We start from the raw sequence: 26222 nt of genomic DNA, 5'->3' as shown, positions 1-26222 counted from the left end.
AGCCGCCAAGCCACCACCCCGATCACGCAGAGCCCGACCATCCACACCAACTCGATCTGACGCAGCGTCATGACGCCTCCACTCGGGGTTCACCGGCCGACGCGTCAACCGCGGCGGCCGGGTCGGCAGGATCGGCCGACCCGATCGGGTCGGCCTCGGAAGGTGCCTCGGGGTGCGGGAGCAACTCGACGCCGCGTTCGGCGCAGAGCTCCCGCAGCCGGGCCCACCCGGGGCCGGGTCGGCTGCGCCCGTCACGGTCGAAGTGGACGGCGGCGGTGGTGGCGGTCAGCCCGTCCGGGTCGGCGGCCAGCAGGTGCAGGCCGGTGACCCGGCGGCGGCCGTCGGCGCGGTCACGGCCGAGATGGACGACGGCGTCGAGGCCGGCCCGGAGCTGGCTGTGCAGCGACTGTCGGTCGAGGCCCGCGAGCGAGCCGAGGGCCTCCAGCCGGGCGGGCACGTCGGCGGCGGTGTTGGCGTGGACGGTGCCGCAGCCGCCTTCGTGGCCGGTGTTGAGGGCGGCCAGCAGGTCGACCACCTCGGCACCGCGGACTTCGCCGACCACCAGCCGGTCGGGCCGCATCCGCAGCGCCTGCCGGACCAGGTCGCGCAGGGTCAGTTCGCCCAGCGACTCCTGGTTGGGCGGGCGCGACTGGAGCCGGACGACGTGCGGATGGTCCGGTCGGAGTTCGGCGGAGTCCTCGGCCAGCACGATGCGTTCGTTGACCGGGACGAGCCCGATCAGCGCGGCGAGCAGGGTGGTCTTGCCGCTGCCGGTGCCGCCGGAGATCAGCAGCGACAGCCGGGCCCGGAGCACGGCCGCCAGCAGGTCGGCGCCGGACGGCGGCAGGGCGCCGGCGGCCACCAGTTCGGCGAGGGTGAACGGCGTGCTGCGGCAGGTGCGCAGCGAGATGTGGGTGCAGTCGGCGGCGATCGGCGGGAGGACGGCGTGCAATCGGGTGCCGTCCGACAGCCGGGCGTCCACCCAGGGCCGGGCGTCGTCCAGGCGGCGCCCGGCGGCGGTGGCCAGCCGGTGGGCGAGCCGACGGACGGCGTCGGTGTTCGGGAAGCGCACCTGGGGTGCGCGTTCCAGGCCCTTGCCGCGGTCGATCCAGATCTGGTCGGGTCCGTTGACCAGGACGTCGGTAACGTCGGGCTCGGCCAGCAGTGGATCGAGCGGCCCGGCGCCGACGATCTCGGCGCGCAGGCTGCGGACGGTGTTGAGCACGTCGGCCCCGCCCAGCGGCGGCCGGGCGGCGCGCAGCGCGGCCGCGACCGAGCCCGTGGTGGGCGCGGCGCCCGCCTCGGCGAGCCGGAGCCGGACGGCGTCGACGAGTTCGGCGGCGCCGTCGGCGGGCAGGCCGCCCGCCGGTCCGTCCCGTTCGGGGGCGGTCGGCGGCTTTCGGCGGACCAGATAGCGCACGGGCGGGCCGGCTTCGGTCGGGGCGACCTCCTCGGCGGGCCCCGACGGGGCGCCGAGCAGAGCCCGGGCCCGAGGCACCGGGATGCGCCGGTGGGTGCGGGTGACGGGCTGTCGGGCGGACGGCAGCTCACCGGTGCGGGGGTCGACGGCGTGGGTGTCAACGGCGTGCAGGCGGTTGGCCATGGGTTCTCCTCAGGCCGCCACGACGGGCGGCATCGCTTCGGTCAGGAATCGCCCGCAGAACCGGGCCAGCGGCCCGCCGTCCCGCAGGCCGGGCGGGGCGCCGCGTTCGGCGTCCAGGGCGAGGCCGGGCTCGGGGGCGAGCTCCCCGGCCAGGCGCAGGTGCAGGCCGCGCGCGACATCCGCGGCGGTGAGGCCGGACGGCCCGGGGGTGCGGACGACGGCGCGCAGGTCGGCGAGCCGTATCCGGACGGCTGCGGCGACCCGGTCGGCGGCGGCCAGCGCGCGCAGTTCGGCGGGGACCACGAGCAGCCCGGTGTCGGCCTGTTCGAGGGCCTGGGCGGCCGCTTCGTCGAGGTGTCTGGGCAGGTCCAGGACGACCAGCCCGCCGCGTCTGCGGGCCGCGGCCAGGACGCTGCGCATGGCTTCGGCGGGGATGGTCAGGATGTCCGAGCGGTCCCAGGACAGGGCGCTGAGCCGGTGTGGCTCGGGCAGCGCCTTGGCCAGCTCGGCACCGCTGATCCGGCCGCGCGAGGCGGCCAGGTCGGGCCAGCGCAGGCCGCCGGCCTGTTCGGCGCCGAGCAGGACGTCGAGCCCGCCGCCGAGCGGGTCTCCGTCGATCAGCATCGTGCGGTGCCCGGCCCGCGCGGCGCGGACCGCGAGCGCGCAGGCCAGCGTGGAGGCCCCGGCGCCGCCGCGCCCGCCGAGCACGGCGACGGTGAGCGCGGGCGGCCCGACGCCTTCGGTGGCGTCGGCGATCCGGTCGAGCAGCCAGGGCTGTGCGTCCGGCAGGAACAGCACGTGCTCCGCGCCGAGCCGGACGGCGCGCACCCAGATCTCCCCGTCGTCGAGGTCGAGCCCGAGCAGCAGTACGCCGGGCCGGCGCGGCAGGCCGGCGCAGTGCTCGGCGAGGTCGTCGCCGACCAGCACCAGTGGGGCGTTCTCCCACAGCCGGGCGGGTGGTGGGGCTCCGCCGAGCAACCGTGGTTCGGCTCCGGCGGCGGCGCACAGGCGGGTGAGCTGCTCGGCGAGGGTCTCGTCGGCGGTGAGGATCAGCGGCCCGGGCGGGGGCTCGGGGCCGGTGGCGTGCGGGTCGGTGACGAATGCGGACAAGGCGGGCCTCCGCGTGGTGCGGGATCGGTCTGACGGCGCATCAACCGCGGCGGCCCGGGTGGGTCGGCGCAGCGTCGCGGACACCACGGTGGGGGACAGCGCGGAATGCGTCAGCCGAGTTCGCAATGCCTGTGGATAACCCGAGCCTGTGGATAACCGAGCTCACTCGGACGGGGGCCAAAGCAGTTCGGAATTGACGCATCGGGTATACCAATATGACGCTCGATCCACTACGGAGAGTGACAAATGAGCGGACGCGAAGAAGCCTCGACGGCGGCCGAAAAACCGCCGGAGTCCCCCCTTGAACCGCCCGTCACGCCACTCCCTGGAGGCTCAATTGCCTAGGAAAATGGCCCCGGACATGCGACGACCCCCGCCGGGGGGGAGAGCGGGGGTCGTCTATCCACGGCCCGGCTCGGGGGGGAGGAGCCGGACCGGGTTAGCACGGTCGCGCGAACGATCCGTGACTTCCATGGTGTACCCGACCGCTCAGAAACACAAACCCGCACGCCCACGGGTCCACCGAATGGCCGCCTGTTTTGCCGGTCCCTCTATCCTCGGTTCCCGTGGACACCACCGAGAACGCCGACTTCGCCGACCGCGGTGCCGACTCCGACGCACCGGACTCCACCGAGCCCGTGACGGACACCACAGGGCCCACCCGACCCGGGTACGGCGTGCCGCGGACCGCCGCCTTCTTCGACCTCGACAAGACGATCATCGCCAAGTCCAGTGCGCTCGCCTTCAGCCGGCCGTTCTACCAGGGCGGCCTGATCAACCGTCGCTCGGTGGTGAAGAGCGCCTACGCCCAGTTCGTCTTCCTGGTCGGCGGCGCGGACCACGACCAGATGGAGAAGATGCGGGCCTACCTGTCGGCGCTCACCCGGGGCTGGAACGTCCAGCAGGTGCGGGAGATCGTCGCGGAGACCCTGCACGGCATGATCGACCCGATCATCTACGACGAGGCCGCCTCGCTGATCGAGCAGCACCACGCGGCCGGGCGGGACGTGGTGATCGTCAGCAGCTCCGGCTCCGAGGTGGTCGAGCCGATCGGCCAACTGCTTGGCGCCGACCACGTGATCGCCACTCGCCTGCACGTCGAGGACGGCCGCTACACCGGCGAGATCGAGTACTACGCGTACGCCGAGAACAAGGCCGCCGCGATCCGCGAGCTGGCCGAGCGGGAGGGCTACGACCTCGCCAACTGCTATGCGTACAGCGACTCCTCGACCGACCTGCCGATGCTGGAGACGGTCGGCCACCCGGCCGCGGTGAACCCGGACCGGGCGCTGCGGAAGGAGGCGGTGGCCCGCGAGTGGCCGGTGCTGGTGTTCAGCCGGCCGGTCGAACTGACGCGCAGGCTCCCGGAGTTCCACGCGCCCAGCCGTTCGGTACTGGCCGCGGTGGCGGTCGGCGCGGCGGCGCTGACGGCCGGGGTGCTCTGGTACAGCGCACGGCGGCGGCGCCCGACGGCCTGATCCCGCGACACCATCGGCCGCAGCACCACCGGCCGCGGCGGGCGGAACGGCCCTGCGCGAGGCCGCGATTCACCAAATCGGACAAACCGTGCGGGAACCCGGTAAACCACCCTTTTCCGGGTTCCCCTTTTGTCCGATCTGCGGTAGAAATGGGTTAGGCCCGCGAGACCCGGTCAGGACCCAACAGGGTCGATCCGACAACGCAGTTCAGGCCCCACGGACCCCACGCACGGACAATCGGGCACCCACATGCAGCCGACCCGCTGTCGGGCCGCCGCACCAGGCGAAGGGCGACAGGACCCCGCCTGATGGGCATTGCACGGTGCATGCACTGGTAACCCGGTCTCCGTGCCAGCGGCGACGCCCGGAAGTCTCGGACGTCGCCGCAACCGCGTTCACGGACCAACCGCAGCCACGCCCCCGGACCAATCGCAGCCATACCCGCGGACCGGCCGCAGCCACGCCCGCGGACCGGCCGCAGCCACGCCTCCGAGGCGGCTGCGACCGTGTTCCCGGACCAACCGCAACTGCGCCGGGGCGTCCGCCGGTTCAGACCATGCCGCGCTGCATCGCCTCGCACACCGCCGTGCTCTCGCGAACGCCGAGGCCGAGCCCGGCGGCGCAGTGGGTGAGCCAGCGGGCCATGCCCTCGGGGGTGCCCTCCAGGTAGCCCAGCAGCGCCTGCCGGTAGGCGGCGGTGCCGAGTTCGGCAAGGCCGACCTCGGCGGGGCAGATCGCCTTCGGGTCGAGGCCCTCGGCGGTCAGCACGATCCGCTGGGCGGTGCGGGCGACCAGGCCGTTGTAGTCGCCGAAGGGGCGCAGCGCGAGCAGTTCGCCGTGCACGACGGCGGCCACCACCAGGGCGGGCGCGCCGCCGGTGGGGCGTTCGGCGCGGGCGGCCAGCAGTCCGGCGAGCTGGTCGAGGCGGGCGGCCACCTCGTCGGCGGCGGGCGGCGGCGGGATTTCGCCGACCGGGCCGTCGGGCGCGACGCCTTCGGTGGCCGCGATTTCGCGCGGGAACAGCGGCGCGGCGCTCTCGCCCGCGCGGCGCGGGCGGCCGGCGGACGGGTCGGCGTCGCCGACGGCGAGCAGGTGGAGGCGGGCCAGCACCTGGAGCGGGGAGGTGCGCCAGATGCTGAGCAGCTGGCCGGCCTCGGCCGAGAGGCGCAGGGCGGCGCCGATCGTCCGGGCCTCGGGGTCGGCACCGAAGTCGGTGCGACGGCGGACCTCCTCCAGCGGCCAGTCGGCGCCTTCCAGGGCGGCGGAGGCGCGGGCGCCGCGCAGTGCGGACTCGGACGTCACCTCGCCCGCCCGGCGCCGCATCACGCGGTGCCCGTAGAGGCGGTCGACGTTCTTGCGCACCTCGGCGACGGCCTCGGGGACCCCGGCCAGCTGGGCCAGCGGGGCGAGCGGGTCTGTTCCTGTGGTCACCTACCCGAGAGTAATGAATCGACGGGGCGACCGGGCGGCAACCCCCGGGTCACCCTTTCGTGGCAATCCGCCCTTCCCCCATGTGCTGCACCCCAAACCACCGCTAGCATGAGCCGCAATCGGTGACGATAACGATTTCCAACAAGCGCGGCCCCCACGAGCGCGCCCGCAGGCGGCAGTGCCACCGCACCCCCGCACCCCCAGGCAGCGCGCGGCACACAGAGCCGCGGCACCGCAGAGCTACAGCACTACAGAGCCACAGAGCCGGAGACTCAGATGAAGATCGCCTTCGTCGGCAAGGGCGGCAGCGGCAAGACCACCCTGTCCGCACTGTTCATCCGCCACCTGGCCGCCGCCGGCTGCCCGGTGGTCGCCGTCGACGCTGACATCAACCAACATCTGGGCCCGGCGCTCGGCCTGACGGACGCCCAGGCCGCGGCGCTGCCCTCGCTCGGCGCCCACCTGCCGGAGATCAAGGAGTACCTGCGCGGTGCCAACCCGCTGATCCGCTCCGCCGAGGAGATGATCAAGACCACCCCGCCCGGCCCCGGCTCCCGGCTGCTGCGGATCGTCGAGGAGAACCCGGTCTACGCGGCCTGCGCCCGACCGATCGCCCTGGACGAGGGCTCGGTGCGGCTGATGGCGACCGGCGCGTTCACCGAGGAGGACCTCGGGGTGGCCTGCTACCACTCCAAGGTCGGCGCGGTGGAACTGCTGCTCAACCACCTGTTGGACGGCCCGGACGAGTACCTGGTCACCGACATGACGGCCGGCTCCGACTCGTTCGCCTCCGGCCTGTTCACCCGCTTCGACCTGACCTTCCTGGTCGCCGAGCCGACCCGCAAGGGCGTCTCGGTGTACCGCCAGTACAAGGAGTACGCCCAGGACTTCGACGTCCACCTGCGGGTGATCGGCAACAAGGTGCAGAGCGCGGACGACCTCGACTTCCTGCGCCGCGAGGTCGGCGACGACCTGTACGCCGCGTTCGGGCACTCCGACTGGGTGCGGCGGCTGGAGCGCGGGGACGAGCCGCCGCTGCGCGAGCTGGAGCCCGCCAACCGCGAGGTGCTGGGTCGGCTGCGGACGGCCGCGGACGCCGCGCACCAGTTGCGCGACCCGGGCCGCTACAGCGCCCAGGCGGTCCGGTTCCACCTGCGCAACGCGGAGAGCTGGGGCAACGCCAAGATCGGCGCGGACCTGGCCACCCAGGTGGCTCCGGACTACGTGCTGGGCATCGAACAGGCCCGGACCGCCGGGGTCTGAGCCCGCCCGCCCGAGGGGCCGGCCCGTCCTGCTGGACGGGCCGGCCCTTGGCGTTTCCGGCGAATTCCCGTCTGGTTCGGGTACCACACGATGTGGTGAAAAGCCCTTTTTGCGCTTCCACCTCGCGCGCACGCTGTGCAAAGGTCTCATTACTCTCGGTTTACCAAGTCTTGAACCCGGGTCGCCACTGGCCTTCGCCGCGCCTCCCGGGCCCGAGCGGCCACCCGTCGTCCGGCCGCTCCCCACGCCCGCTGCGACCCACGACAGCCGATCCGACCGAGACTCCACCGCCGGACGCGGCTGCGTCCGCTCCCCCCGGAAGAAGACGGGAAGAGACATGCCCCTCGACATCTCCAGCGCCCCCATCGCCTCCGACACCACCGACCACGCCCCGCCGGTCGGCCACGCGCCGCCCGCCGGTCTGGCTTCGCTGGCCGGGCGGCGGGTGCGCGCGCTGCTGGCGCACGACCTGCCGGCCTCGCTCGCGGTGTTCCTGATCGCCGTGCCGTTCTCGCTCGGCATCGCGCTGGCCACCGGTGCGCCGCTGACGTCGGGTCTGGTCGCCGCCGCCGTGGGCGGGCTGGTGGCCGGCCTGCTCGGCGGCACCCACCTGCAGGTCAGCGGGCCGTCCGCCGCGCTCACCGTGGTCACCGCCGGGGTGATCGCCCAGTTCGGCTGGCAGATCGCCTGCCTGGTGACGATCGCCGCCGGTCTGCTGCAACTGCTGCTCGGCTCGCTGCGGGTGGCCCGCGCCGCGCTCGCGGTCTCCCCCGCCGTGGTGCACGGCCTGCTGGCCGGGGTGGGCCTCACCATCGCGATCGCCCAACTGCACGTCATCCTCGGCGGCTCGCCGCACAGTTCGGCCCTGGCCGACCTGCGCTCGCTGCCCGCCGAGCTGGCCGGCCCGCACCCACCCGCGCTGATGGTCGGCCTGCTGGCGCTCGCCGTGCTGTACGGCTGGCCGAGGCTCGCCCGGCTGCCGGGGTCGGCCGGCCGGTTCGGCGCCCGGCTGGCCCGGCTGCCCGCCGCGCTGGTCGCGGTCGCCGCCGCCACCGCGCTCTCGCTGATCGCCGAACTGAGCCTGGCCCGGGTCGAGCTCCCGGTCTGGGAGCACCACCAGTTCTTCGCGCCACCCGCGCCGGGCGTGCTGGCCGACCACTGGGCGGCGCTGCTCGGCCTGGTGCTCACGGTCGCCGCGGTGGCCGGCGTCGAGTCCCTGCTGTCCTCCGTCGCCGTCGACCGGATGACCCGCCGCACCGGCGACCTGGATCGCGAGCTGCGCGCCCAGGGCGTGTCCAACCTGCTCTCCGGGCTGCTCGGCGGGCTTCCGGTGGCCGGCGGTGCGGTGCGCTCCACGGCCAACGTGCAGGCGGGGGCGGCCACCCGGGCGTCCGCGGTGCTGCACGGCTGCTGGGTGCTGGTCGCGGCGCTGGCGCTGACCGCGGGGCTGCGCCGGATCCCGCTGGCGGCGCTGGCCGCGCTGGTGCTGGTGGTCGGCGTGCAGATGGTGAGCTTCGCGCACATCCGCCGGGTGCACCGGCACCGCGAGTTCCCGGTCTACCTGGCCACCGTGCTCGGCGTGGTGCTGCTCGGCGTCCCGCTCGGGGTGGTCCTCGGCGGCTCGGTCGCCGTGCTGCTCGCCCTCTACCGGCTGACGCGGGCCCATGTCGAGGTGACCACCGAACCGGACGGCTCCTGCACCGTCCGCACCCACGGTCCGCTGACGTTCGTGGCCGTCCCCAAGCTGAGCCGGGCCTTCGCCCGGATCCCCGCCGGCGCCCGGGTGACGGTCCGGCACGACGGCTCGTTCCTCGACCACGCCGCGTTCGAAGCGCTGCACGCCTGGCGCGCCGACCATCAGGCCACGGGCGCCCAGGTCGCGATGCTGACGGACCCCCAGGCGCAGGAGGTGCTCGATCCCGACGGCACCGTCCTGGTCGACGACGCCCCCGGGCCGCACCGCTGCAGCGGCTGGACGCCCTGGGTGGGCCACCACTGCATCGAGCGGGACGAGGACGATCCGCACGTCCGGCTGCTGCACGGGGTGCGCGGCTTCCAGCAGCACACCGCCCCGCTGGTCCGCCACGAGCTGGCCCGGCTGGCCCGCGACGGCCAGACGCCCTCACAGCTCTTCCTCACCTGCGCGGATTCCCGGATGGTCACCAGCATGATCACCAGTTCCGGCCCGGGCGATCTCTTCACCGTCCGCAACGTCGGCAACCTGGTGCCCGCCCCGCACGAGCCGGGCGCGGCGGACGACTCGGTGGCTGCGGCCGTCCAGTACGCGGTGGAGGTGCTGGAGGTCGCCTCGATCACGGTCTGCGGGCACTCCGGCTGCGGCGCGATGAAGGCCCTGCTGGACGGCGTGACGGAGCAGCCCGGGCCGCCCACGGCACTGGCCCGGTGGCTGCGCAACGGCCGCGGCTCGCTGGCCCGACTGCGCCGGGCCCCGGCGGAGTTCGAGGGCCGCGCAGCAGTGGATGTGGTCGAGCAGCTGTGCATCACCAATGTGGTGCAGCAGCTCGACCAGCTGATGGCCAATCCGGCCGTCGAGCGCCGGGTGTCGGACGGGTCGCTGCGCCTGGTCGGGATGTACTTCGACTTCGCCTCCGCGCAGGCCTATGTGATGGACGGTCAGTCCGGCCGCTTCGCACCGGTGCACGCGGAGGCCGAGCGGGAGCCGGAACCCGAACTGGCCGCGTAGCGGGCCGTTCGGCGATCGATCGCCGGTCGCGGGTCACCGTTCGCGGGACCGCCGACTGCCGGTCGTGAAGAAGGAGACAGGGGCGCATGGAGGGTTCTCCAGCGCCCCTGGTTGTGCGTCAGCCGCCGGTGCGGCGGCGGAGCAGGTTGGCGAGGTCCGCCGGGGTGACGTAGCCGGGCCAGCGGTGGTCGTCGAACAGGTGGACACCGGCGTCCTGGTAGCACTGATCGACGAGTTGCGAGCAGATCATGTGCTTGGTGGAGGCGACGTACTTGCGCAGCAGCGGGCCTGCGGGGAGGCGCAGTCGGGCGGCGCCGAGGGCGAGGTAGTCGGCGAAGGAGTAGGGGGTGCCGAGGTAGGAGTGGGCGGCGGTGGTGATGGCGGTGCGCTGGTCGTCGGTGAGCGGGATGTGGCCGGTGGACCAGAGCACGGGGTGTCCGTCGTAGTTGCTGAGCGGGTCGAGTGCCGCGCCGCCGGGCTGGGCCTCGACCACGAGGCCGTCGCCGACGAAGACGAAGGCGTGTTCGTAGTCGGAGAATCCGTCGCCGTTGAGGAATTGGCCGATCCGGATCAGGCGGCCGGTGCGGCCGTCCATGCGGACGACCGCGAAGTCGCCGGGCCGGGGTGAGGTGTCGGTCATGCAGAACCCCCGTCACTGTCGCGTACGGTGATGGGTTGCGTACCGTCAGTGGAGTACCGGGGCCGGGGGTCGTCAAGGTGCTGTGCGGGATTGATCGGAGCCGGGGGCGGGAAGGCGTCGGGGTGGACCGGCCGAGCGGCATCGGGGGCATCCACCAGGGGCGCAGCCTGCTGCCGGTCAAAGGTCTACACCAATTTTCCGGAGCCTCTTGTCAACACGGCTCTTGGCCTGGTGAGCTGTGCGCTGGGACACACGGGACCATCCCTCCGCACGGGGTTCCCGGTATTTGAGACTCGATGAGGAGTGCGCGTTGAGCAACGAGAGCCTGGCCAACCTGCTCAAGGAGGAGCGGCGCTTCGCCCCGCCCGCGGAGCTCGCCGCCTCCGCCAACGTCACCGCCGACGCCTACGCCCAGGCTTCCGAGGACCGGCTGGCCTTCTGGGCCGAGCAGGCCCGCCGACTGAGCTGGGCGGTCGAGCCCACCGAGACCCTGGACTGGTCGAACCCGCCGTTCGCCAAGTGGTTCGCGGACGGCAAGCTCAACGTGGCGTACAACTGCGTCGACCGGCACGTCGAGGCGGGCAACGGCGACCGGGTCGCGATCCACTTCGAGGGCGAGCCGGGCGACAGCCGGGCGATCACCTACGCGCAGCTGAAGGACGAGGTCTCCAAGGCGGCCAACGCGCTGCAGGAGCTGGGCGTGGCCAAGGGCGACCGGGTCGCGGTCTACCTGCCGATGATCCCCGAGGCGGTGGTCTCGATGCTCGCCTGCGCCCGCATCGGCGCCGCCCACTCGGTGGTCTTCGGCGGCTTCTCGGCCGACGCGGTGGCCTCCCGCATCCAGGACGCCGACGCCAAGGTGGTGATCACCGCCGACGGCGGCTACCGCCGCGGCAAGCCGTCCGCGCTGAAGCCGGCCATCGACGAGGCGCTGACCAAGGTCGACGGCGTGGAGAAGGTCCTGGTCGTCCGCCGCACCGGCGAGGAGGTGGCCTGGACCGAGGGCCGCGACGTCTGGTGGCACGAGCTGGTCGACGCCCAGTCCGCCGAGCACACCCCCGAGGCGCACGACGCCGAGCAGCCGCTGTTCATCCTGTACACCTCGGGCACCACCGGTAAGCCCAAGGGCATCCTGCACACCTCGGGCGGCTACCTGACCCAGGCGAGCTACACCCACCACGCGGTGTTCGACCTGAAGCCGGAGACCGACGTCTACTGGTGCACCGCCGACATCGGCTGGGTCACCGGCCACTCGTACATCGTCTACGGCCCGCTCTCCAACGGCGCCACCCAGGTGATCTACGAGGGCACCCCGGACACCCCGCACCAGGGCCGGTTCTGGGAGATCGTGCAGAAGTACGGCGTCACCATCCTCTACACGGCGCCCACAGCGATCCGCACCTTCATGAAGTGGGGCGACGACATCCCGGCCCGCTACGACCTGTCGAGCCTGCGGGTGCTGGGCTCGGTCGGTGAGCCGATCAACCCGGAGGCGTGGGTCTGGTACCGGGAGCACATCGGCGCGGGCCGGACCCCGATCGTCGACACCTGGTGGCAGACCGAGACCGGCGCGATGATGATCAGCCCGCTGCCGGGCGTCACCGAGACCAAGCCGGGCTCGGCCCAGCGCGCGCTGCCGGGCATCGCCGCCACCGTGGTGGACGACGAGGCCCGCGAGGTGCCCAACGGCTCCGGCGGCTACCTGGTGCTGACCGAGCCGTGGCCGTCCATGCTGCGCACCATCTGGGGCGACGACCAGCGCTACATCGACACCTACTGGTCGCGGTTCGAGGGCCGCTACTTCGCCGGTGACGGTGCGAAGAAGGACGAGGACGGCGACATCTGGCTGCTCGGCCGGGTGGACGACGTGATGCTGGTGTCCGGCCACAACATCTCGACCACCGAGGTCGAGTCGGCGCTGGTCGGCCACCCGGCGGTCGCCGAGTCCGCGGTGGTCGGCGCGACCGACGCCACCACCGGCCAGGCGATCGTGGCGTTCGTGATCCTGCGCGGCTCGGCCACCGACAGCGCCGACCTGGTCGCGGAGCTCCGCAACCACGTGGGCCGGACGCTCGGCCCGATCGCCAAGCCGAAGCAGATCAACGTGGTCTCCGAGCTGCCGAAGACCCGCTCCGGCAAGATCATGCGCCGCCTGCTGCGCGACATCGCCGAGGGCCGCGAGGTGGGCGACACCACCACGCTGGCCGATTCCTCGGTGATGAACCTCATCCAGTCCCAGCAGACGGCCAACGGCTCCGAGGGCTGATCCTCCGTCAGGCACCGGGCCGGGCCCGCTCCGTGAGACATCGGGGCGGGCCCGGCCCGTTGCCGTTCCCGGCGGCCCGAACGCTCATAAAGTAGGACAGAACGACATACCTCTTGCCGCGCCCCGTAGGATGTCAAGGAATCATCAAGGTCCTGAGGCGCGCCGGGAAGTCTGGTCGGCACTGCACCACCCGTGTGTCCGCATGCCGCCCGCCTCAGGAGGTCCCCCCGTGGCAAGCCCGTCCAACGAGCGCCGTCAGTTCCTCGGTCTGCTCCCGCTGCCCGAACGCCGCTTCATCGCCGACGCGCTGCGCACCGAGACGGTCGGCGGGATCCTGCTGCTGGTCGCCGCCGTCGCCGCGCTGATCTGGGCCAACGTCTGGCCGCACGCCTACGAGACGGTCCGCGAGGTGACCTTCGGCCCGTCCGCGCCGCTGCACCTGGACCTGCCGCTGGAGGCCTGGGCGCAGGACGGGCTGCTGACGATCTTCTTCTTCGTCGCGGGCATCGAGCTGAAGCGCGAGTTCGTGGCCGGGGAACTGCGCACCCCGAGCGCGGCGCTGCTGCCGGTGGTGGCGGCGGTCTGCGGGGTGGCGCTGCCGGCGCTGCTGTACACGGTGGTGAACGTGGTCGGCGACGGGCACCCGGCGGGCTGGGCGATCCCGACCGCCACCGACATCGCGTTCGCGCTGGGCGTGCTGGCCGTGGTGGGCAGTCACCTGCCGTCCGCGCTGCGGGCGTTCCTGCTGACCCTGGCGGTGGTGGACGACCTGATCGCGATCCTGATCATCGCGGTCTTCTACTCGACCGGGATCACCTTCTGGGCGCTGGGCGCGGCGCTGGCGGGGCTGGTGCTGTTCTGGTTCCTGCACCGGCGCGGGGTGCGCGGCTGGTGGCTGTACGTGCCGCTGGGCGTGCTGATCTGGGCGCTGATGCACGAGAGCGGCATCCACGCGACGGTGGCGGGTGTGGCGATGGGCCTGATCCTGCGCTGCCACCGCGAGGAGGGCGAGGAGCACTCCCCCGGCGAGCGCGTCGAGCACCTGGTGCGTCCGTTGTCGGCGGGGTTCGCGGTGCCGATGTTCGCGCTGTTCGCGGCGGGGGTGCCGGTGTCCGCGAAGGCGCTCGGCGAGGTGTTCACCGAGGCCGCGCCGCTGGGCATCGTGATCGGCCTGCTGGTCGGCAAGTCAGTGGGCATCTTCGGCGGCACCTGGCTGGCCGCCCGCTACACCCGGGCCACCCTGAACCCGCAGCTGACCTGGTCCGACATGTTCGCGCTGTCCACCGTGGCGGGCATCGGCTTCACGGTGTCGCTGCTGATCAGCGACCTGGCGTTCGTCGACGACCCGCACCTGGCCGAGCTGTGCAAGGAGGCCGTCCTGGTGGGCTCGCTGACCTGCGCGGTGGTCGGCACCCTGCTGCTCAAGCGCCGCAACCGGTACTACCGGCAGCTGTGCGAGGACGAGGACCGCGACTCGGACGGCGACGGCATCCCCGATGTGTACCAACAACAGCGGTGACACGCCGTCCGCCGGGGACCCGGAGTGGTGCCCGACTCGCCAGTAGGGGCATGATGCTGAGCTGACACCCGTGCGTGACGCACCCTCAGTACGCCTCATCCAGCCCGCGAAGTGGAGACCGCCGATGGCCGCAGGAGCCACCAACCCGAACGGCAACGGCCGCATCCCGCACGAGGGCGAGCGCACCGTCGGCGAACTGTTCGCCGCCGCCTCCGCCGAGCTCTCCAGCCTGGTGCACGACGAGATCGCGCTGGCCAAGGCCGAGATCAAGGCGGACGTGACGCGCGGCGGCATCGGCACCGCGGCGGGAGTGGTGGCCGGCGTGGTGGCGCTGGCGTCGATCCCGATGTTCTCGTTCGCCTTCGCCTGGGGCCTGCAGGCACTGGGCATCACGACCGGCTGGTCGTTCGCCATCGTCGGCGGCGCGTACGTGCTGATCGCGGCGTTCCTGGCGTTCATGATGATCCGGTACTTCAAGAAGGTCCGGAAGCCGGAGCGCACCATCGCCGGTGCGCAGGCCACCGCGCAGGTGCTGAAGAACGCCCGGCCGCGGCCGGCCACCAAGGAGGAGATCGACCGGGCGCTGGGCCGGATCCAGTAGCCGGCGACCGGTAACGGTTTGCGCCCGGCCGTGAGTGCCGGGCAGGTACGGAGGACGCGGATATGACAGGCTGCGGGTATGTCGTTGGACCAGAAGCCCGTGGATGAGCCCGCCCCCGTTCCCGTCCGGCCGGGCGCCGGGGAGCCGTGGAGCGTCCGCTCGGCCGGGCCGTGGACGCACCGCGATCTGGCCGCGAACGGCGCGCGCTTCCACATCGCCGAGCTCGGCGAGGGCCCGCTGGTGCTGCTGGTGCACGGCTGGCCCGAGTACTGGTGGGCGTGGCGGCACCAGCTGACGGCGCTCGCCGAGGCGGGCTTCCGGGCGGTGGCGCTGGACCTGCGCGGGATGGGCGGTTCGGACCGCACGCCGCGCGGCTACGACCCCGGCAACCTGGCGCTGGACGTCACCGGCGTGATCCGTTCGCTGGGCGAGCGGCAGGCGCACCTGGTGGGCCACGGCACCGGCGGCACGCTGGCCTGGGTGGCGGCGGTGATGCGCCCCTCGGTGATCCGCAGCCTGACCGTGGTGTCGGCCGCGCACCCGCGGCACCTGCGGCGGGCGCTGCTCACCGACCGGAAGCAGATCGCGGCGTTCGACCACGTGCTGGGCTTCCAGCGGCCGTGGATCCCGGAGCGCCGGCTGGTCGCGGACGACGGGGCGCTGGTCGGCGACTACCTGCGGGCCTGGACCGGGCCGAACATGCTGCCCGAGGAGGCCGTGACGTCCTACCGCAGGGCGATCCAGGTGCCGAGCACCGCGCACTGCTCGATCGAGCCGTACCGCTGGCTGATGCGCTCGATGGCCCGGCCGGACGGCATCCAGTTCGCGCGCCGGATGAAGAAGCAGATCACCGCGCCGGTGCTGCACGTGCAGGGCGCCTCCGACCCGGTGCTGCTGTCGCGCACCGCGCTGGGGGCGGGCGAGTTCGTCTCCGCGCCGTACCGGTGGCGACTGCTCCCGGGGGTGGGGCACTTCCCGCACGAGGAGGTGCCGGAGGAGTTCACGGCGGAGCTGATCGGGTGGGTCCGGCAGCACAAGGACGGCTGACCACCCGGCGTCAATCCCGGTGTGCCGCACGGGACTTGACGATATTCATATGACAAGCGCATAAGCCAGTTGCATGGCGCGGGGCGGTTACTCCGGGCGGCCCAGGGGAATCCCTCCGGTATGACCTGGATGCCCGATCGAGAAGCCCAGCCGCGCCGACGCCGCCGTGGCAGCAGCAGCTCGCAGCAGCACGTCCCGCAGCCGGAGTGGCCCTACCAGCCCACCGAGCGGACGCCACGCGGCACGGGGTACCGGCTCGGCATTCCGAAGATCATCGGACGGCGCGCCCGCTGGGTCGGCGCGAGGCTCCGCCGGGAGGGGTAGCCCCGCTCCCGACCCGCGAAACGGCCGGGGGCCGCGAGGAGACCGCTCTCCCCACGGCCCCCGGCCGCACTCGCCCCCGACGCCGGTTCAGCCCAGGACGCTCGGCGAGATCGCGGTGGACCACAGCAGCAGACCGAAGGTCGCCACCGACATCACCGGAACCAGGATCTTGGTCTCCATGTCGTTGCCGGTGCGCTTGATCAGGACCACCTCGTAGCGCTCCTTGTGCGGCCACAGCAGCGGTGAGCCCTGCTTGGTCAGGCAGTCGCCGAGCAGGTGCGCCAGGGTGCCCAGGGCCACCGCGTACGGCAGCCAGCCCGGGGCGTTGGGCAGCCAGGTGAGCATGCCGAAGGTGCCGAGCGCGGCCAGGCCGACCACGATGATCCAGGACGCGTGCCCGTGGCCCGGCGGGTGCAGGCGCAGCGCCTTGATCGCCATGGCGAGCAGGAAGAAGGTCAGGCCGATGGTGAACCAGCGGCCCAGGAAGGTGATGCCGGCCCAGCTGCCGCCGCCCATCAGGGCCACGAACAGCAGCGAGTGGGTGGCGTGCCGGTGGCCGCCGGAGGCCCAGGCGACGAAGCGGCACAGCAGCTTGGAGACCGGGCCGAGGAAGTTGGCGATCGTCCCGTCGTGGTGGTCGAGGTCCGGCAGCAGCGCCGCGCCGGCGCACAGCACGGTGCCCATCAGCACCTCGGCCGGAGACAGATGGATCCCCATCAGCGGTGGAACGAACGGCGCGGTGGCCGCGAAGAGCAGTGCGCCGCTGACCGCGTGCGAGTGACCCATCATGACGTCTGTCGAACCTCCCGTCGGGCTCCGCCGGGGGCGACCCGGCTGGGCCGTTCGGGTGAGCTCGGCCGACGCTACCAGGCAGCGCCGACGGGTCGTCAGGGAACGCGCGGCGGGCGGCCGGTCAGAGCGCGCAGCCCTGGGTGTCGACCCGGCCGGAGGCGGTGGCGCCCTGGGTGACGTCCTCCTTCACCTCGGCGGCGGTCAGCACGTAGCCGGTGTCGGAGCTGTCCAGCGACTTGGCGAACACCACGCCGTACACCTGGCCGTCCGGGGTGAGCAGCGGGCCGCCGCTGTTGCCCTGGCGGACCAGCGAGCGGATCGAGTAGACGTCGCGGACCACCTGGCCGCGGTGGTAGATGTCCGGGCCGTTGGCCTGGATGCGGCCCCGGATGCGGGCGGGCTGGACGTTGAAGGCGCCGTTCTCGGGGAAGCCCGCGACGATCGCCGAGTCGTTGCTGCGGGCCTCGCCGGCGAAGGTCAGCGGCGGGGCGTTCAGCCGGGGGACGTCCAGCACGGCGATGTCGCGCTGCCAGTCGTAACGGACCACGGTGGCGTCGTAGAGCTGGCCGGTGCCGCCGATCTGCACGGTCGGCTCGTCGACGCCGCCGACCACGTGCGCGTTGGTCATCACCCGGTGCGGGGCGAACACGAAGCCGGAGCCCTCCAGGGTCTTGCCGCAGGAGGGGGCGGTGCCCAGCACCTTCACCAGCGAGCCCTTGGCCTTCTGCACGCCCGCGCTGCCGGCCAGCGCCGGGTCGGGCGGGTCGACCTCGGTGATCGGCTCCTGCTCGAACGGGTTGAACACCTGCGGGAAGCCGTTGCGGGCGAGTTCCTTGCTGAAGTCGGAGAACCAGTTCGGGGCGTCGGACGGCAGCGCCGACTGCACCGAGCCGAGCACCTTGGAGGTCCGGACCTGCTTGGAGACCGTCGGCAGCGAGGTGCCCGCCAGCGCCGAGCCGATCAGCCAGGCCACCAGCAGCATGGACAGCACGTTCACCAGGGAGCCGCCGACCGCGTCCAGGGTCTTGACCTTGGCGCGGCCGATCCGTCCGCGCAGCTTCCAGCCGAAGTGGGTGGTGATGGCCTGGCCGACCGCGGCGAGCACGATCACCAGCACGACCGCCACCACCGAGGCGGTGGTGCCCTGGGAGAGGTGGCGCAGGAGCAGCGGGAGCAGCTGGACGGCGATCAGGCCGCCGCCGAGGAAGCCGAGCACCGAGAGCACGCCGACCACGAATCCCTGCCGATAGCCGGAGACGGCGAAGCCCAGTGCGGCGGCGATCAGCAGCAGATCCAGGACGTTCACCCGGATACCCTCCCACGACCCACCGGGCGGGGGACAACGGCCGTCCGGTGTCGCCCGATCGGGTCAGCCCGGCAAGCAGCCCGCCCGGAATGGTTGGGACTGTCTGACCATTCGGACAGCTGACCAGGGATCAGGGAGCCGCGCCATGGAACAGCCCAGGTGGGACGTGCCCGTCGTGGACCGCACCGAATTCCGGCCCGCCCTCGATCTCCCGCCGTCCGCCCGCCAGAACCGGCTCACCGTGCTGCTGCGCCTGCTGCTGCTGATCCCGCAGCTCATCGTGCTGTGGCTGCTGTCGATCGTGGCCTTCGTGGTCACGGTGATCGGCTGGTTCGGCGCGCTGTTCACCGGCCGGCTCCCCCGGTTCGCCGCCGAGTGGCTGTCCGGGTTCCTGGCGTACGACACCAGGGTCTACGCCTCGATGCTGCTGATGGTCGACCGCTACCCGCCGTTCCGCTTCGCCGCGCCCGAGCACCCGGTGCGGATCGAGGTGCGCCCCGGCGAGCCGCTGAACCGGCTCGCGGTGTTCTTCCGGCTGCTGCTGGTCATTCCGGCCGCGATCGTCCAGGGCCTGCTGCAGGCGGGCTGGTGGTCGCTGTCGGTGATCCACTGGCTGGTCGTGCTGGTCATGGGCCGGATGCCGCAGGCGCTGTTCGAGGCCACCGCCGCCGTGCTGCGCTACCGGGTCCGGTTCGAGGCGTACCTGATGATGCTCACGTCCTCCTACCCCGTGGGCGTGTTCGGCGACCCGCCGAACGCCGAGCCGCAGCGCTCCGCGACCCGGCCGCTGGTGCTGACCGGGGCCGCGAAGGCGCTGCTGGTGATCTACCTGGTGCTCGGGGTGGCCTCGTGGGCGGCGGGCTCGGCGAGCGACGAGTGGCACTCCGAGGACGACAACCCCGGGGACGTGGTCACGACGCTCGCCCCGCTGCGCGTCGGCCCCTGAGGACCGGTCAGGAGCGGTGGCGCAGCGACAGCGCCACCGCCTCCTCGGAGAGCTCCACGGTGCGCCCGCTGTCCCAGGGCCGCTCCAGGCCGCTGAAGTGCAGCACCCGGTCGATCACCCCGGCCGTGAAGCCCCACACCAGCCGGTCGGCGACCTGGAACGCCGGGCCGGTGAACCCCGACGGGTGGCGCAGCCGGGCCCGGTTCGCCGGGTCGGTCAGCTCCGCCAGCGGAACCCGGAACACCGCGCCGGTCTCCGCCGGGTCGACCACCGCGACCGGCGACTCGCGCCGCCACCAGCCGAGCACCGGCGTCACCACGAAGCCGCTCACCGGGATGTACAGCGCGGGCAGCCGGGCGAACAGCTGCACGCCCGACGGGTCGAGGCCGGTCTCCTCGGTGGCCTCGCGCAGCGCCGCCGCCAGCGGGCCCGAGCCGGCCGGGTCGCCGTCCTCCGGGTCCAGCGCGCCGCCGGGGAAGGACGGCTGGCCGGCGTGCGAGCGCAGGCTGCGGGCCCGTTCGATCAGCAGCAGGTCCGGGCCGGCCGGGCCCTCGCCGAACAGCATCAGCACCGCCGACGGGCGGCCGCCCTCGGCGGGCGGCAGGAACCGGCTCAGCTGCTCGGGCACCGCCCGCTCGGCGGCGTCGCGCACCGGCAGCAGCCACTCGGGCAGGCCGTCCCGGAGCACTGCGGGCATCGTCATGCCTTGCCTCCCACGTTCTTCCGGGCGGCCCGCACCGCGGCCGGGGCGGTGTCGGGCAGCGGGTGTCCGGCCGCGACCTCGGCACGGGCCGCCGCCTCGCCCGGGAAGTCGGCCGGGGGCCGGAGGCGCTGGCCGGGCTGTCCGGCGAGCTCGTACTTGAGCAGCTTGCGGGCCTGCTCCGGGTCGGTCTCGCCGATGCCGTAGGACGGGCAGAGCGGGGCGATCGGGCACGCCCCGCAGGCGGGCTTGCGGGCGTGGCAGACCCGGCGGCCGTGGAACACCACCCGGTGCGAGAGCATCGTCCACTCCGACTTCGGGAAGATCGCCGCGACCTCGGCCTCGACCTGCTCCGGGTCCTCGGCGGTGGTCCAGCCGAACCGGCGGGCGAGGCGTCCGAAGTGGGTGTCGACGGTGATCCCGGCGCCGCCGAAGGCGTTGCCGATCACGACGTTGGCGGTCTTGCGGCCCACCCCGGGGAGGGTGACCAGGTCCTCCAGCTTGCGCGGCACCTCGCCGTCGTAGCGGTCGCGGAGCGCGATCGACAGGCCGATCAGCGACTTCGACTTGGCCCGGAAGAAGCCCGTCGGGCGGACGATCTCCTCCAGCTCCTCGGGGACGGCCGCCGCGAGGTCCTCCGGCGTCGGGTACTCGGCGAACAGCGCCGGGGTGGTCTGATTGACCCTCAGGTCGGTGGTCTGCGCCGACAGCACGGTCGCCACCAGCAGTTGGAACGGCCCGTCGAAGTCCAGCTCGGGGTGCGCGTACGGGTAAAGCTCCGCCAGCTCACGGTTGATCCTCCGGGCCCGGCGCACCATCCCCAGGTGCGTCTCGGGCTTCTTCCGCCCGGCCTTCGCGACCTTGCTCTCTGCCATGCACGAAGGCTACGCCGATCCGCCGGGCCCACGGCCGCTTTGCCCGGAGGACGGCGAAGCGCCCGGCGCTCACAGGGGGAGCGCCGGGCGGTCGGCGGGACGGGGCGGCGGATCAGGCGGCGGCCTCCACGGGCTCGGCGGCGGGGGCCGGGGTGCGCAGGGTGAGCAGCGAGGCCAGGGCGCCGAGCAGGGCCAGGGCGGCGGCGCCGGTGAAGGCGGCGGAGAAGCCGTGGGTCAGGGCGACCGGGTTGCCGAGCTCGCGGGAGCCGTTGGCGGCGGCGACGGCGGTCATCGCGGCCAGGCCGAGGGCGGAGCCCACCTGGTAGGAGGTGTTGACGATGCCGGAGGCGAGACCGCCCTCGGCGGGGTTCGGGACGGCGAGGGCGGTGCCCAGCGACGGGATGAAGGCGAGCGCCATGCCGACGGCGGCGAGCAGCGAGGCCGGCAGGACGTCGACCGCGAAGCTGCCGTCCGGGCGGGCCAGCGACAGCCAGTACATGCCGGCGGCGAGCGCGGCCAGGCCGGTGACGATCAGCGGCTTCGGGCCGAAGCGGGCGATCAGCCGGGGCGCCAGGACGATCATCATCAGCATGATCGCGGCGGTCATCGGCAGCAGCGCCGCACCGGAGGCGAAGGCCTCCAGGCCGAGCACCTGCTGCAGGTAGAGGTTGAGGAAGAACCACATCGGGATCCAGGCCGCCGCCATCAGCAGCTGCGCCAGGTTGGCGCCCGCCAGGTTCGGGCTGCGCCAGATGCCGAGGCGCATCAGCGGCTCGCTGCGGCGGGACTGGATGCCGACGAACGCGGCGATCAGCAGGAGGCCGGCGGCCAGCACCAGCCAGGTCTGCGCGGAGTCCCAGCCGACCTCGGGGGCCCGGACGATGGCGAACACGGTGACGGCGAGGCCGGCAGTGACGGTGATCGCGCCCAGCCAGTCGATCGATCCGCGGCGGGCCGCGGCGGCGGGCATCACGGACGGGCCGGCGAGCAGCACCAGCAGGGCCACCGGGAGGTTGATCCAGAACACCCACTCCCAGCTGGCGTACTGGGTGATCAGGCCGCCGAGGAACACGCCCGCGGTGCCGCCGGCCGGGGCGGCCGCGCCGTACAGGGCGAAGGCCTTGGGCAGTTCGGTGGGACGGCCGCCGAACAGGGTCATCAGCAGGGTGAGCGCGGCCGGGGCGATCAGCGCCGAGCCGGCGCCCTGGGCGGCGCGGCCGACCAGTTCGACCCAGGCGGTGCCGGCCAGGCCGGCCACCAGGGAGCCGGCGGCGAGGACGATCCAGCCGGCGGCGAAGACCCGCTTGGCGCCGAGCAGGTCGGACAGGCGTCCGCCGAGCAGCAGCAGGCCGCCGAAGGCGATCACGTAGGCGTTGAACACCCAGGACAGGTTCTCCTGCGAGAACCCGAGCGCGGTCTGCATCTTCGGCAGGGCCACGCCGATGATCGAGGTGTCCATGATGACCATGAACTGGGCGAGGGCGATCAAGGCGAGCGCCGTCCAGCGGCGGGGTGCGGGGGGTGCGGTGAGGTCCGACATGGCCGGGGGCTCCTCTGGAGATATACCGGGAGGGGGTATGTAGCCGACGTGGGTGTGCGCGGACCGGGAATCCGCGCGGGGGTGGCGCGCTCGATCAGTGGTGGTGCGCCGACTCGCTCGAAGCCGGAGCCGGAGCCGGGGCGTCGGTGGCCGCCGGGGCGCCGCCGCCCGCGGCGAGGGTGAAGGCGGCGGTGTGGACGGCGCCCGCGTGCTGGAAGTCCAGGAACAGCCGGTACTCGCCGGCGCTCGGCGCGGTGGCCGTGAAGTCGACCTCCGGGCCTGGCTTGGTGACCCCGTCGCCGGGCGCGCCGTCCGGGTGGACGTGCAGGTAGCCGAGGTCTCCGGCGCGCAGCACCACCAGGTGGCCGTAGGCGGCGAGGTACGGGTCGAGGTCGTCGACCGGACGGCCGTCCTTCGACACTGCGAAGGCGAGCCCGCCCGCCCGGCCGGCCGTCAGGTCGCCGGTGAGGGTCACGGTGTAACCGTCGACGGTCACCGAGCGGCCGGTCTGCGGGAGGGCGGCCGGCCGGTAGTCGCCGGCGGCGTGCAGGTCCGCGCCGAGGGTCAGCGACTCGGCCTCGGCGGCCGGAACGAAGTCGGCGAACACCCGGTAGTCGCCGGCCCTGGCGATGTTCGCCGGGACGCTCCAGGTGCCGTCCGCGGCGCGGACCGGGTGCACGTGCTGGAAGTCCGTCAGGTCGCGGCTGGCGATGATCAGGTGGAGCTCCTTCTCGTGCGCGGGCCGGTACGCGGTGAGCGGCTTCCCGTCCGGCGCCAGCACCCGGAAGCTCAGTTCGGTCGGGCCGCCGGCCGGGACCACCGGGCGGTCGAGGCTCAGCGTGTAGCCGCGGTCCGAGATCTGCAGGCCGCCGACCGGATGCTCCTCGTGGCCGCCGCGCCCCTCGGGCGCGGCCGTGGCGTCGTCGGCCTGGTGGGCGTGTCCGGCGGCCGGGGCCGGGGTGCTGCCGACGGCGTGGCCGACTCCGTAGGCGGCGCCGAACGCGAGGGCGAGGCCCGAGGTGAAGACGGCGACCTTGAGTGCGGTGTTCATGGCGGACTCCCTCTGACGGGGTGGGGTGCCTGGCGACATCACGGAGTAGATACCCCCAGGGGGTATGTGTCAAGCAACGTGGAACCGGCTTCGACACCGACGGGGCGGGCGATCGGACGGAACCGCGAGGTCAGGGGCGGCGGCGGGCCGCCCGGAAAAAGTCTCCGCACGCGGAGCGGGGTGCGGAGGGGTGCACATAAGGAGGCGTACACAGGGAGGGGGCATCCCGGTGGATCGGGGCGGCGGCGCGGATCCAGGGGCGGAAACGCTTGCACGACATACCCCCCAGGGGTATAAATGTCATTGCCGAGAGGGATACCCCCTCCAGGTATCGAGAACTTCAACGGAGGATCCCATGTCCTGCTGCTCCAGCGACGGCACCTGCTCCACCACCGCGACCATCGCCGCGCCGGCCGCCGTCACCACCGTGTTCACGGTGTCCGGAATGACCTGCGGGCACTGCGAGAAGACCGTCGGCAAGGCGATCGGGGCGCTCGATGGCGTCGAGGCCGTGCAGGTGGACGTGAAGACCGGGCTGGTCACCGTCGGTTCGACGGCCGAGCTCGACGACGAGACGGTGCGCGCCGCCGTCGACGAGGCCGGCTACGAGCTGACCGGCCGCGCCTGAGAACCGTAGGAACCCGGCCGCCGGCCGGGATGTCCGACACCACGAGGAGCCCCTGATGACCACCCAGGCAGCACCCGCCTCCACCGAGGTGGAACTCCGCATCGGCGGCATGACCTGTGCCTCTTGCGCCGCGCGGATCGAGAAGAAGCTCAACCGCATGGACGGCGTCCGGGCCAGCGTCAACTACGCCACCGAGAAGGCCAAGGTGGTCGTCGACGGGCCCGTGGACGTCTCCGACCTGATCGCCACCGTGGAGGCCACCGGCTACACGGCCGCCCTCCCGGAGCCCCCGGCCGAGGAGAAGGGCGAGCAGGCCGCCGGCGCGGACGACGAGCTGGCCCCGCTGCGGCAGCGGCTGATCACCGCGCTGGTGCTGGCCGTGCCGGTGATCGCGATGGCGATGGTGCCGGCGCTGCAGTTCGACAACTGGCAGTGGCTGTCGCTGACGCTGGCCGCGCCGGTCGTCACGTACGCGGCCTGGCCGTTCCACCGGGCCGCCTGGACCAACGCCAAGCACGGCGCGGCGACCATGGACACCCTGGTCTCACTGGGCACCGGCGCCGCGTTCCTGTGGTCGCTGTGGGCGCTGTTCTTCGGCGACGCGGGCATGCCGGGCATGCGGCACGGCTTCGAGTTCACCATCGCCCGCTCCGACGGCGCGTCGAACATCTACCTGGAGGCGGCGGCCGGCGTCACCGCGTTCATCCTGGCCGGCCGGTACTTCGAGGCCCGGTCGAAGCGGACGGCGGGCGCGGCGCTGAAGGCGCTGCTGGAGCTGGGCGCGAAGGACGTGACGGTGCTGCGGGACGGCCGCGAGGTGCTGCTGCCGATCGGGCAGCTGGCCGTCGGCGACCGGTTCGTGGTCCGTCCCGGCGAGAAGATCGCCACCGACGGCACGGTCGTCGAGGGCAGCTCCGCCGTGGACGCCTCGATGCTGACCGGCGAATCGGTGCCGGTCGAGGTCGGCCCGGGCGACGCCGTGACCGGCGCGACCGTCAACGCGGGCGGCCGACTGGTGGTCGAGGCCGCCCGGGTCGGCGCGGACACCCAGCTGGCCCGGATGGCGAAGCTGGTCGAGGACGCCCAGAACGGCAAGGCCGCCGCCCAGCGCCTCGCCGACCGGATCTCCGGCGTGTTCGTGCCGGTCGTGATCACCCTGGCGCTGGCCACCCTGGGCTACTGGCTGGGCACCGGCGAGGGCTGGACCGCCGCCTTCACCGCCGCCGTCGCGGTGCTGATCATCGCCTGCCCCTGCGCCCTGGGCCTGGCCACTCCGACCGCGCTGCTGGTCGGCACCGGCCGCGGCGCCCAGCTGGGCATCCTGATCAAGGGCCCCGAGGTCCTGGAGAACACCCGCAAGGTCGACACCATCGTGCTGGACAAGACCGGCACCGTGACCACCGGCCGGATGACCCTGGTCGGCGTCCACACCGCCGAGAACGCCACCGAGGACGAGGCGCTGCGGCTGGCCGGCGCGCTGGAGCACGCCTCCGAGCACCCGATCGCCCAGGCCGTGGCCACCGCCGCGCAGGAGAGGTTCGGCACGCTGGAGCCGGTCGAGGGCTTCGAGAACGTCCCGGGTCTGGGTGTGCAGGGCGTGGTCGACGGCCACGCGGTGGTCGCCGGGCGCGAGGCGCTGCTGGCCGACTGGTCGCAGCACCTGCCGGCGGAGCTGCTGGTCGCCAAGGCCGAGGCCGAGCGGGCCGGCCGGACCGCGATCGCGGTCGGCTGGGACGGCGCGGCGCGGGCCGTCCTGGAGGTCGCCGACGCGGTGAAGCCCACCAGCGCGGAGGCGATCGCCGAGCTGCGGGCGCTGGGTCTGCGCCCGGTCCTGCTGACCGGTGACAACCGGCTGGTGGCGGAGTCGGTGGCGGCCGAGGTCGGCATCCCCGCCGAGGACGTGATCGCCGAGGTGCTGCCCGAGGACAAGGTCGCCACCGTGCGGCGGCTGCAGGCCGAGGGCCGCACCGTCGCAATGGTCGGCGACGGCGTCAACGACGCCGCCGCCCTCGCCCAGGCCGACCTGGGCCTGGCCATCGGCACCGGCACCGACGCGGCCATCGAGGCCGCCGACCTCACCCTGGTACGCGGCGACCTGCGCTCGGCCGCCGACGCGATCCGCCTCTCCCGCCGCACCCTGGCCACCATCAAGGGCAACCTGTTCTGGGCCTTCGCCTACAACGTGGCAGCCCTGCCGCTCGCCGCGACCGGCCTGCTCAACCCGATGATCGCAGGAGCGGCCATGGCCTTCTCCTCGGTCTTCGTGGTCGGCAACAGCCTGCGGCTGCGGACCTTCAAGGCCCGCTGATCGCACCCACCGAAGCCCGGCCCGGGAGTCTCCCGGGCCGGGCTTCGGCGTTCGCGCAAGCGATCAGTTTCCGAGAAGCCGGGGCGCCGG

At 73.2% G+C, this 26222-nt stretch carries 21 protein-coding genes; 11 read left to right on the top strand and 10 right to left on the bottom strand.

Features of this window, described 5'->3' with window-relative positions; translation table 11 throughout:
• Window positions 1–67: 67 nt before the first annotated feature.
• Entirely contained in the window at window positions 68–1357 is a 1290-nt protein-coding gene (locus CG736_RS23575) for a TadA family conjugal transfer-associated ATPase (RefSeq protein ID WP_232734143.1), read from the bottom strand.
• Window positions 1358–1612: 255 nt separating this feature from the next.
• Window positions 1613–2713 (bottom strand): septum site-determining protein Ssd, encoded by a 1101-nt coding sequence (ssd, locus tag CG736_RS23570; protein ID WP_100588185.1) that lies wholly within the window; start codon window positions 2711–2713, stop codon window positions 1613–1615.
• A gap of 677 nt (window positions 2714–3390) precedes the next feature.
• Between ssd and CG736_RS23565 the strand changes: the two genes are divergently transcribed.
• Entirely contained in the window at window positions 3391–4191 is an 801-nt protein-coding gene (locus CG736_RS23565; RefSeq protein WP_100588331.1) for an HAD family phosphatase, read from the top strand.
• A gap of 549 nt (window positions 4192–4740) precedes the next feature.
• Here CG736_RS23565 and CG736_RS23560 read toward each other — a convergent pair.
• Window positions 4741–5622, bottom strand: a complete 882-nt coding sequence (locus CG736_RS23560; protein ID WP_100588184.1) for an oxidoreductase — start codon at window positions 5620–5622, stop codon at window positions 4741–4743.
• Window positions 5623–5898: 276 nt separating this feature from the next.
• Between CG736_RS23560 and CG736_RS23555 the strand changes: the two genes are divergently transcribed.
• Both CG736_RS23555 and CG736_RS23550 read left to right on the top strand, forming a co-directional pair.
• The gene (locus tag CG736_RS23555; protein WP_100588183.1) at window positions 5899–6885 is read left to right on the top strand and encodes an ATP-binding protein; all 987 of its coding nucleotides are present in this window, start codon (window positions 5899–5901) and stop codon (window positions 6883–6885) included.
• 337 nt (window positions 6886–7222) lie between these two features.
• The gene (locus CG736_RS23550; protein WP_100588182.1) at window positions 7223–9589 is read left to right on the top strand and encodes a SulP family inorganic anion transporter; all 2367 of its coding nucleotides are present in this window, start codon (window positions 7223–7225) and stop codon (window positions 9587–9589) included.
• Between the two features lie 118 nt (window positions 9590–9707).
• On the opposite strand, the gene CG736_RS23545 is transcribed toward CG736_RS23550, so the two are convergent.
• A complete protein-coding gene (locus CG736_RS23545) occupies window positions 9708–10229 on the bottom strand; it encodes a hypothetical protein (RefSeq protein ID WP_100588181.1) in 522 nt (173 codons plus the stop codon).
• Window positions 10230–10515: 286 nt separating this feature from the next.
• Here CG736_RS23545 and acs point away from each other — a divergent pair, with 286 nt between their 5' ends.
• From acs to CG736_RS23520, 5 genes are all read left to right on the top strand, one after another.
• On the top strand, window positions 10516–12495 hold the full coding sequence (acs, locus tag CG736_RS23540; RefSeq protein ID WP_100588180.1) for an acetate--CoA ligase: 1980 nt from the start codon (window positions 10516–10518) through the stop codon (window positions 12493–12495).
• Between the two features lie 229 nt (window positions 12496–12724).
• Window positions 12725–14014, top strand: a complete 1290-nt coding sequence (gene nhaA / locus CG736_RS23535) for a Na+/H+ antiporter NhaA (protein ID WP_198520586.1) — start codon at window positions 12725–12727, stop codon at window positions 14012–14014.
• Between the two features lie 124 nt (window positions 14015–14138).
• Window positions 14139–14615: a phage holin family protein gene (locus CG736_RS23530; protein WP_043915054.1), complete on the top strand. Its 477-nt coding sequence runs from the start codon at window positions 14139–14141 to the stop codon at window positions 14613–14615.
• A 99-nt stretch (window positions 14616–14714) separates the two neighbouring features.
• Window positions 14715–15662, top strand: a complete 948-nt coding sequence (locus tag CG736_RS23525) for an alpha/beta fold hydrolase (protein ID WP_043916541.1) — start codon at window positions 14715–14717, stop codon at window positions 15660–15662.
• 129 nt (window positions 15663–15791) lie between these two features.
• Window positions 15792–15986, top strand: coding sequence for a hypothetical protein (locus CG736_RS23520; protein WP_232734127.1), 195 nt, complete (start codon window positions 15792–15794; stop codon window positions 15984–15986).
• A gap of 87 nt (window positions 15987–16073) precedes the next feature.
• Here CG736_RS23520 and CG736_RS23515 read toward each other — a convergent pair whose 3' ends face one another.
• On the bottom strand, window positions 16074–16775 hold the full coding sequence (locus CG736_RS23515) for a metal-dependent hydrolase (protein WP_232734126.1): 702 nt from the start codon (window positions 16773–16775) through the stop codon (window positions 16074–16076).
• 124 nt (window positions 16776–16899) lie between these two features.
• Complete coding sequence (locus tag CG736_RS23510; protein ID WP_100588177.1) at window positions 16900–18084, bottom strand: MarP family serine protease; 1185 nt, start codon at window positions 18082–18084, stop codon at window positions 16900–16902.
• Between the two features lie 145 nt (window positions 18085–18229).
• Between CG736_RS23510 and CG736_RS23505 the strand changes: the two genes are divergently transcribed.
• Complete coding sequence (locus CG736_RS23505) at window positions 18230–19030, top strand: DUF4389 domain-containing protein (RefSeq protein ID WP_100588176.1); 801 nt, start codon at window positions 18230–18232, stop codon at window positions 19028–19030.
• A gap of 7 nt (window positions 19031–19037) precedes the next feature.
• Here the strand turns inward: CG736_RS23505 and CG736_RS23500 are convergent, their stop codons facing one another.
• The 4 genes from CG736_RS23500 to CG736_RS23485 form a co-directional block, all read right to left on the bottom strand.
• A complete protein-coding gene (locus tag CG736_RS23500; protein WP_100588175.1) occupies window positions 19038–19733 on the bottom strand; it encodes a CoA pyrophosphatase in 696 nt (231 codons plus the stop codon).
• Window positions 19730–20605, bottom strand: coding sequence for an endonuclease III (nth, locus tag CG736_RS23495; RefSeq protein ID WP_232734125.1), 876 nt, complete (start codon window positions 20603–20605; stop codon window positions 19730–19732). The genes CG736_RS23500 and nth overlap by 4 nt, the downstream gene beginning before the upstream one ends.
• Before the next feature lie 112 nt (window positions 20606–20717).
• Window positions 20718–22145: an MFS transporter gene (locus CG736_RS23490; protein ID WP_100588174.1), complete on the bottom strand. Its 1428-nt coding sequence runs from the start codon at window positions 22143–22145 to the stop codon at window positions 20718–20720.
• Window positions 22146–22239: 94 nt separating this feature from the next.
• Window positions 22240–23196 (bottom strand): hypothetical protein, encoded by a 957-nt coding sequence (locus CG736_RS23485; protein WP_100588173.1) that lies wholly within the window; start codon window positions 23194–23196, stop codon window positions 22240–22242.
• A gap of 355 nt (window positions 23197–23551) precedes the next feature.
• On the opposite strand from CG736_RS23485, the gene CG736_RS23480 reads away from it, so the two are divergent.
• Together CG736_RS23480 and CG736_RS23475 are read left to right on the top strand one after the other, a co-directional pair.
• Window positions 23552–23824 (top strand): heavy-metal-associated domain-containing protein, encoded by a 273-nt coding sequence (locus CG736_RS23480; protein WP_100588172.1) that lies wholly within the window; start codon window positions 23552–23554, stop codon window positions 23822–23824.
• A 55-nt stretch (window positions 23825–23879) separates the two neighbouring features.
• Entirely contained in the window at window positions 23880–26132 is a 2253-nt protein-coding gene (locus CG736_RS23475; RefSeq protein ID WP_100588171.1) for a cation-translocating P-type ATPase, read from the top strand.
• The last annotated feature ends 90 nt before the right edge of the window (window positions 26133–26222 follow it).

It is taken from the genome of Kitasatospora sp. CB02891 (genome assembly GCF_002803145.1).
Classification (GTDB): Bacteria; Actinomycetota; Actinomycetes; order Streptomycetales; family Streptomycetaceae; genus Kitasatospora; species Kitasatospora griseola.
This window is presented reverse-complemented; position numbering and strand designations above follow the sequence as displayed.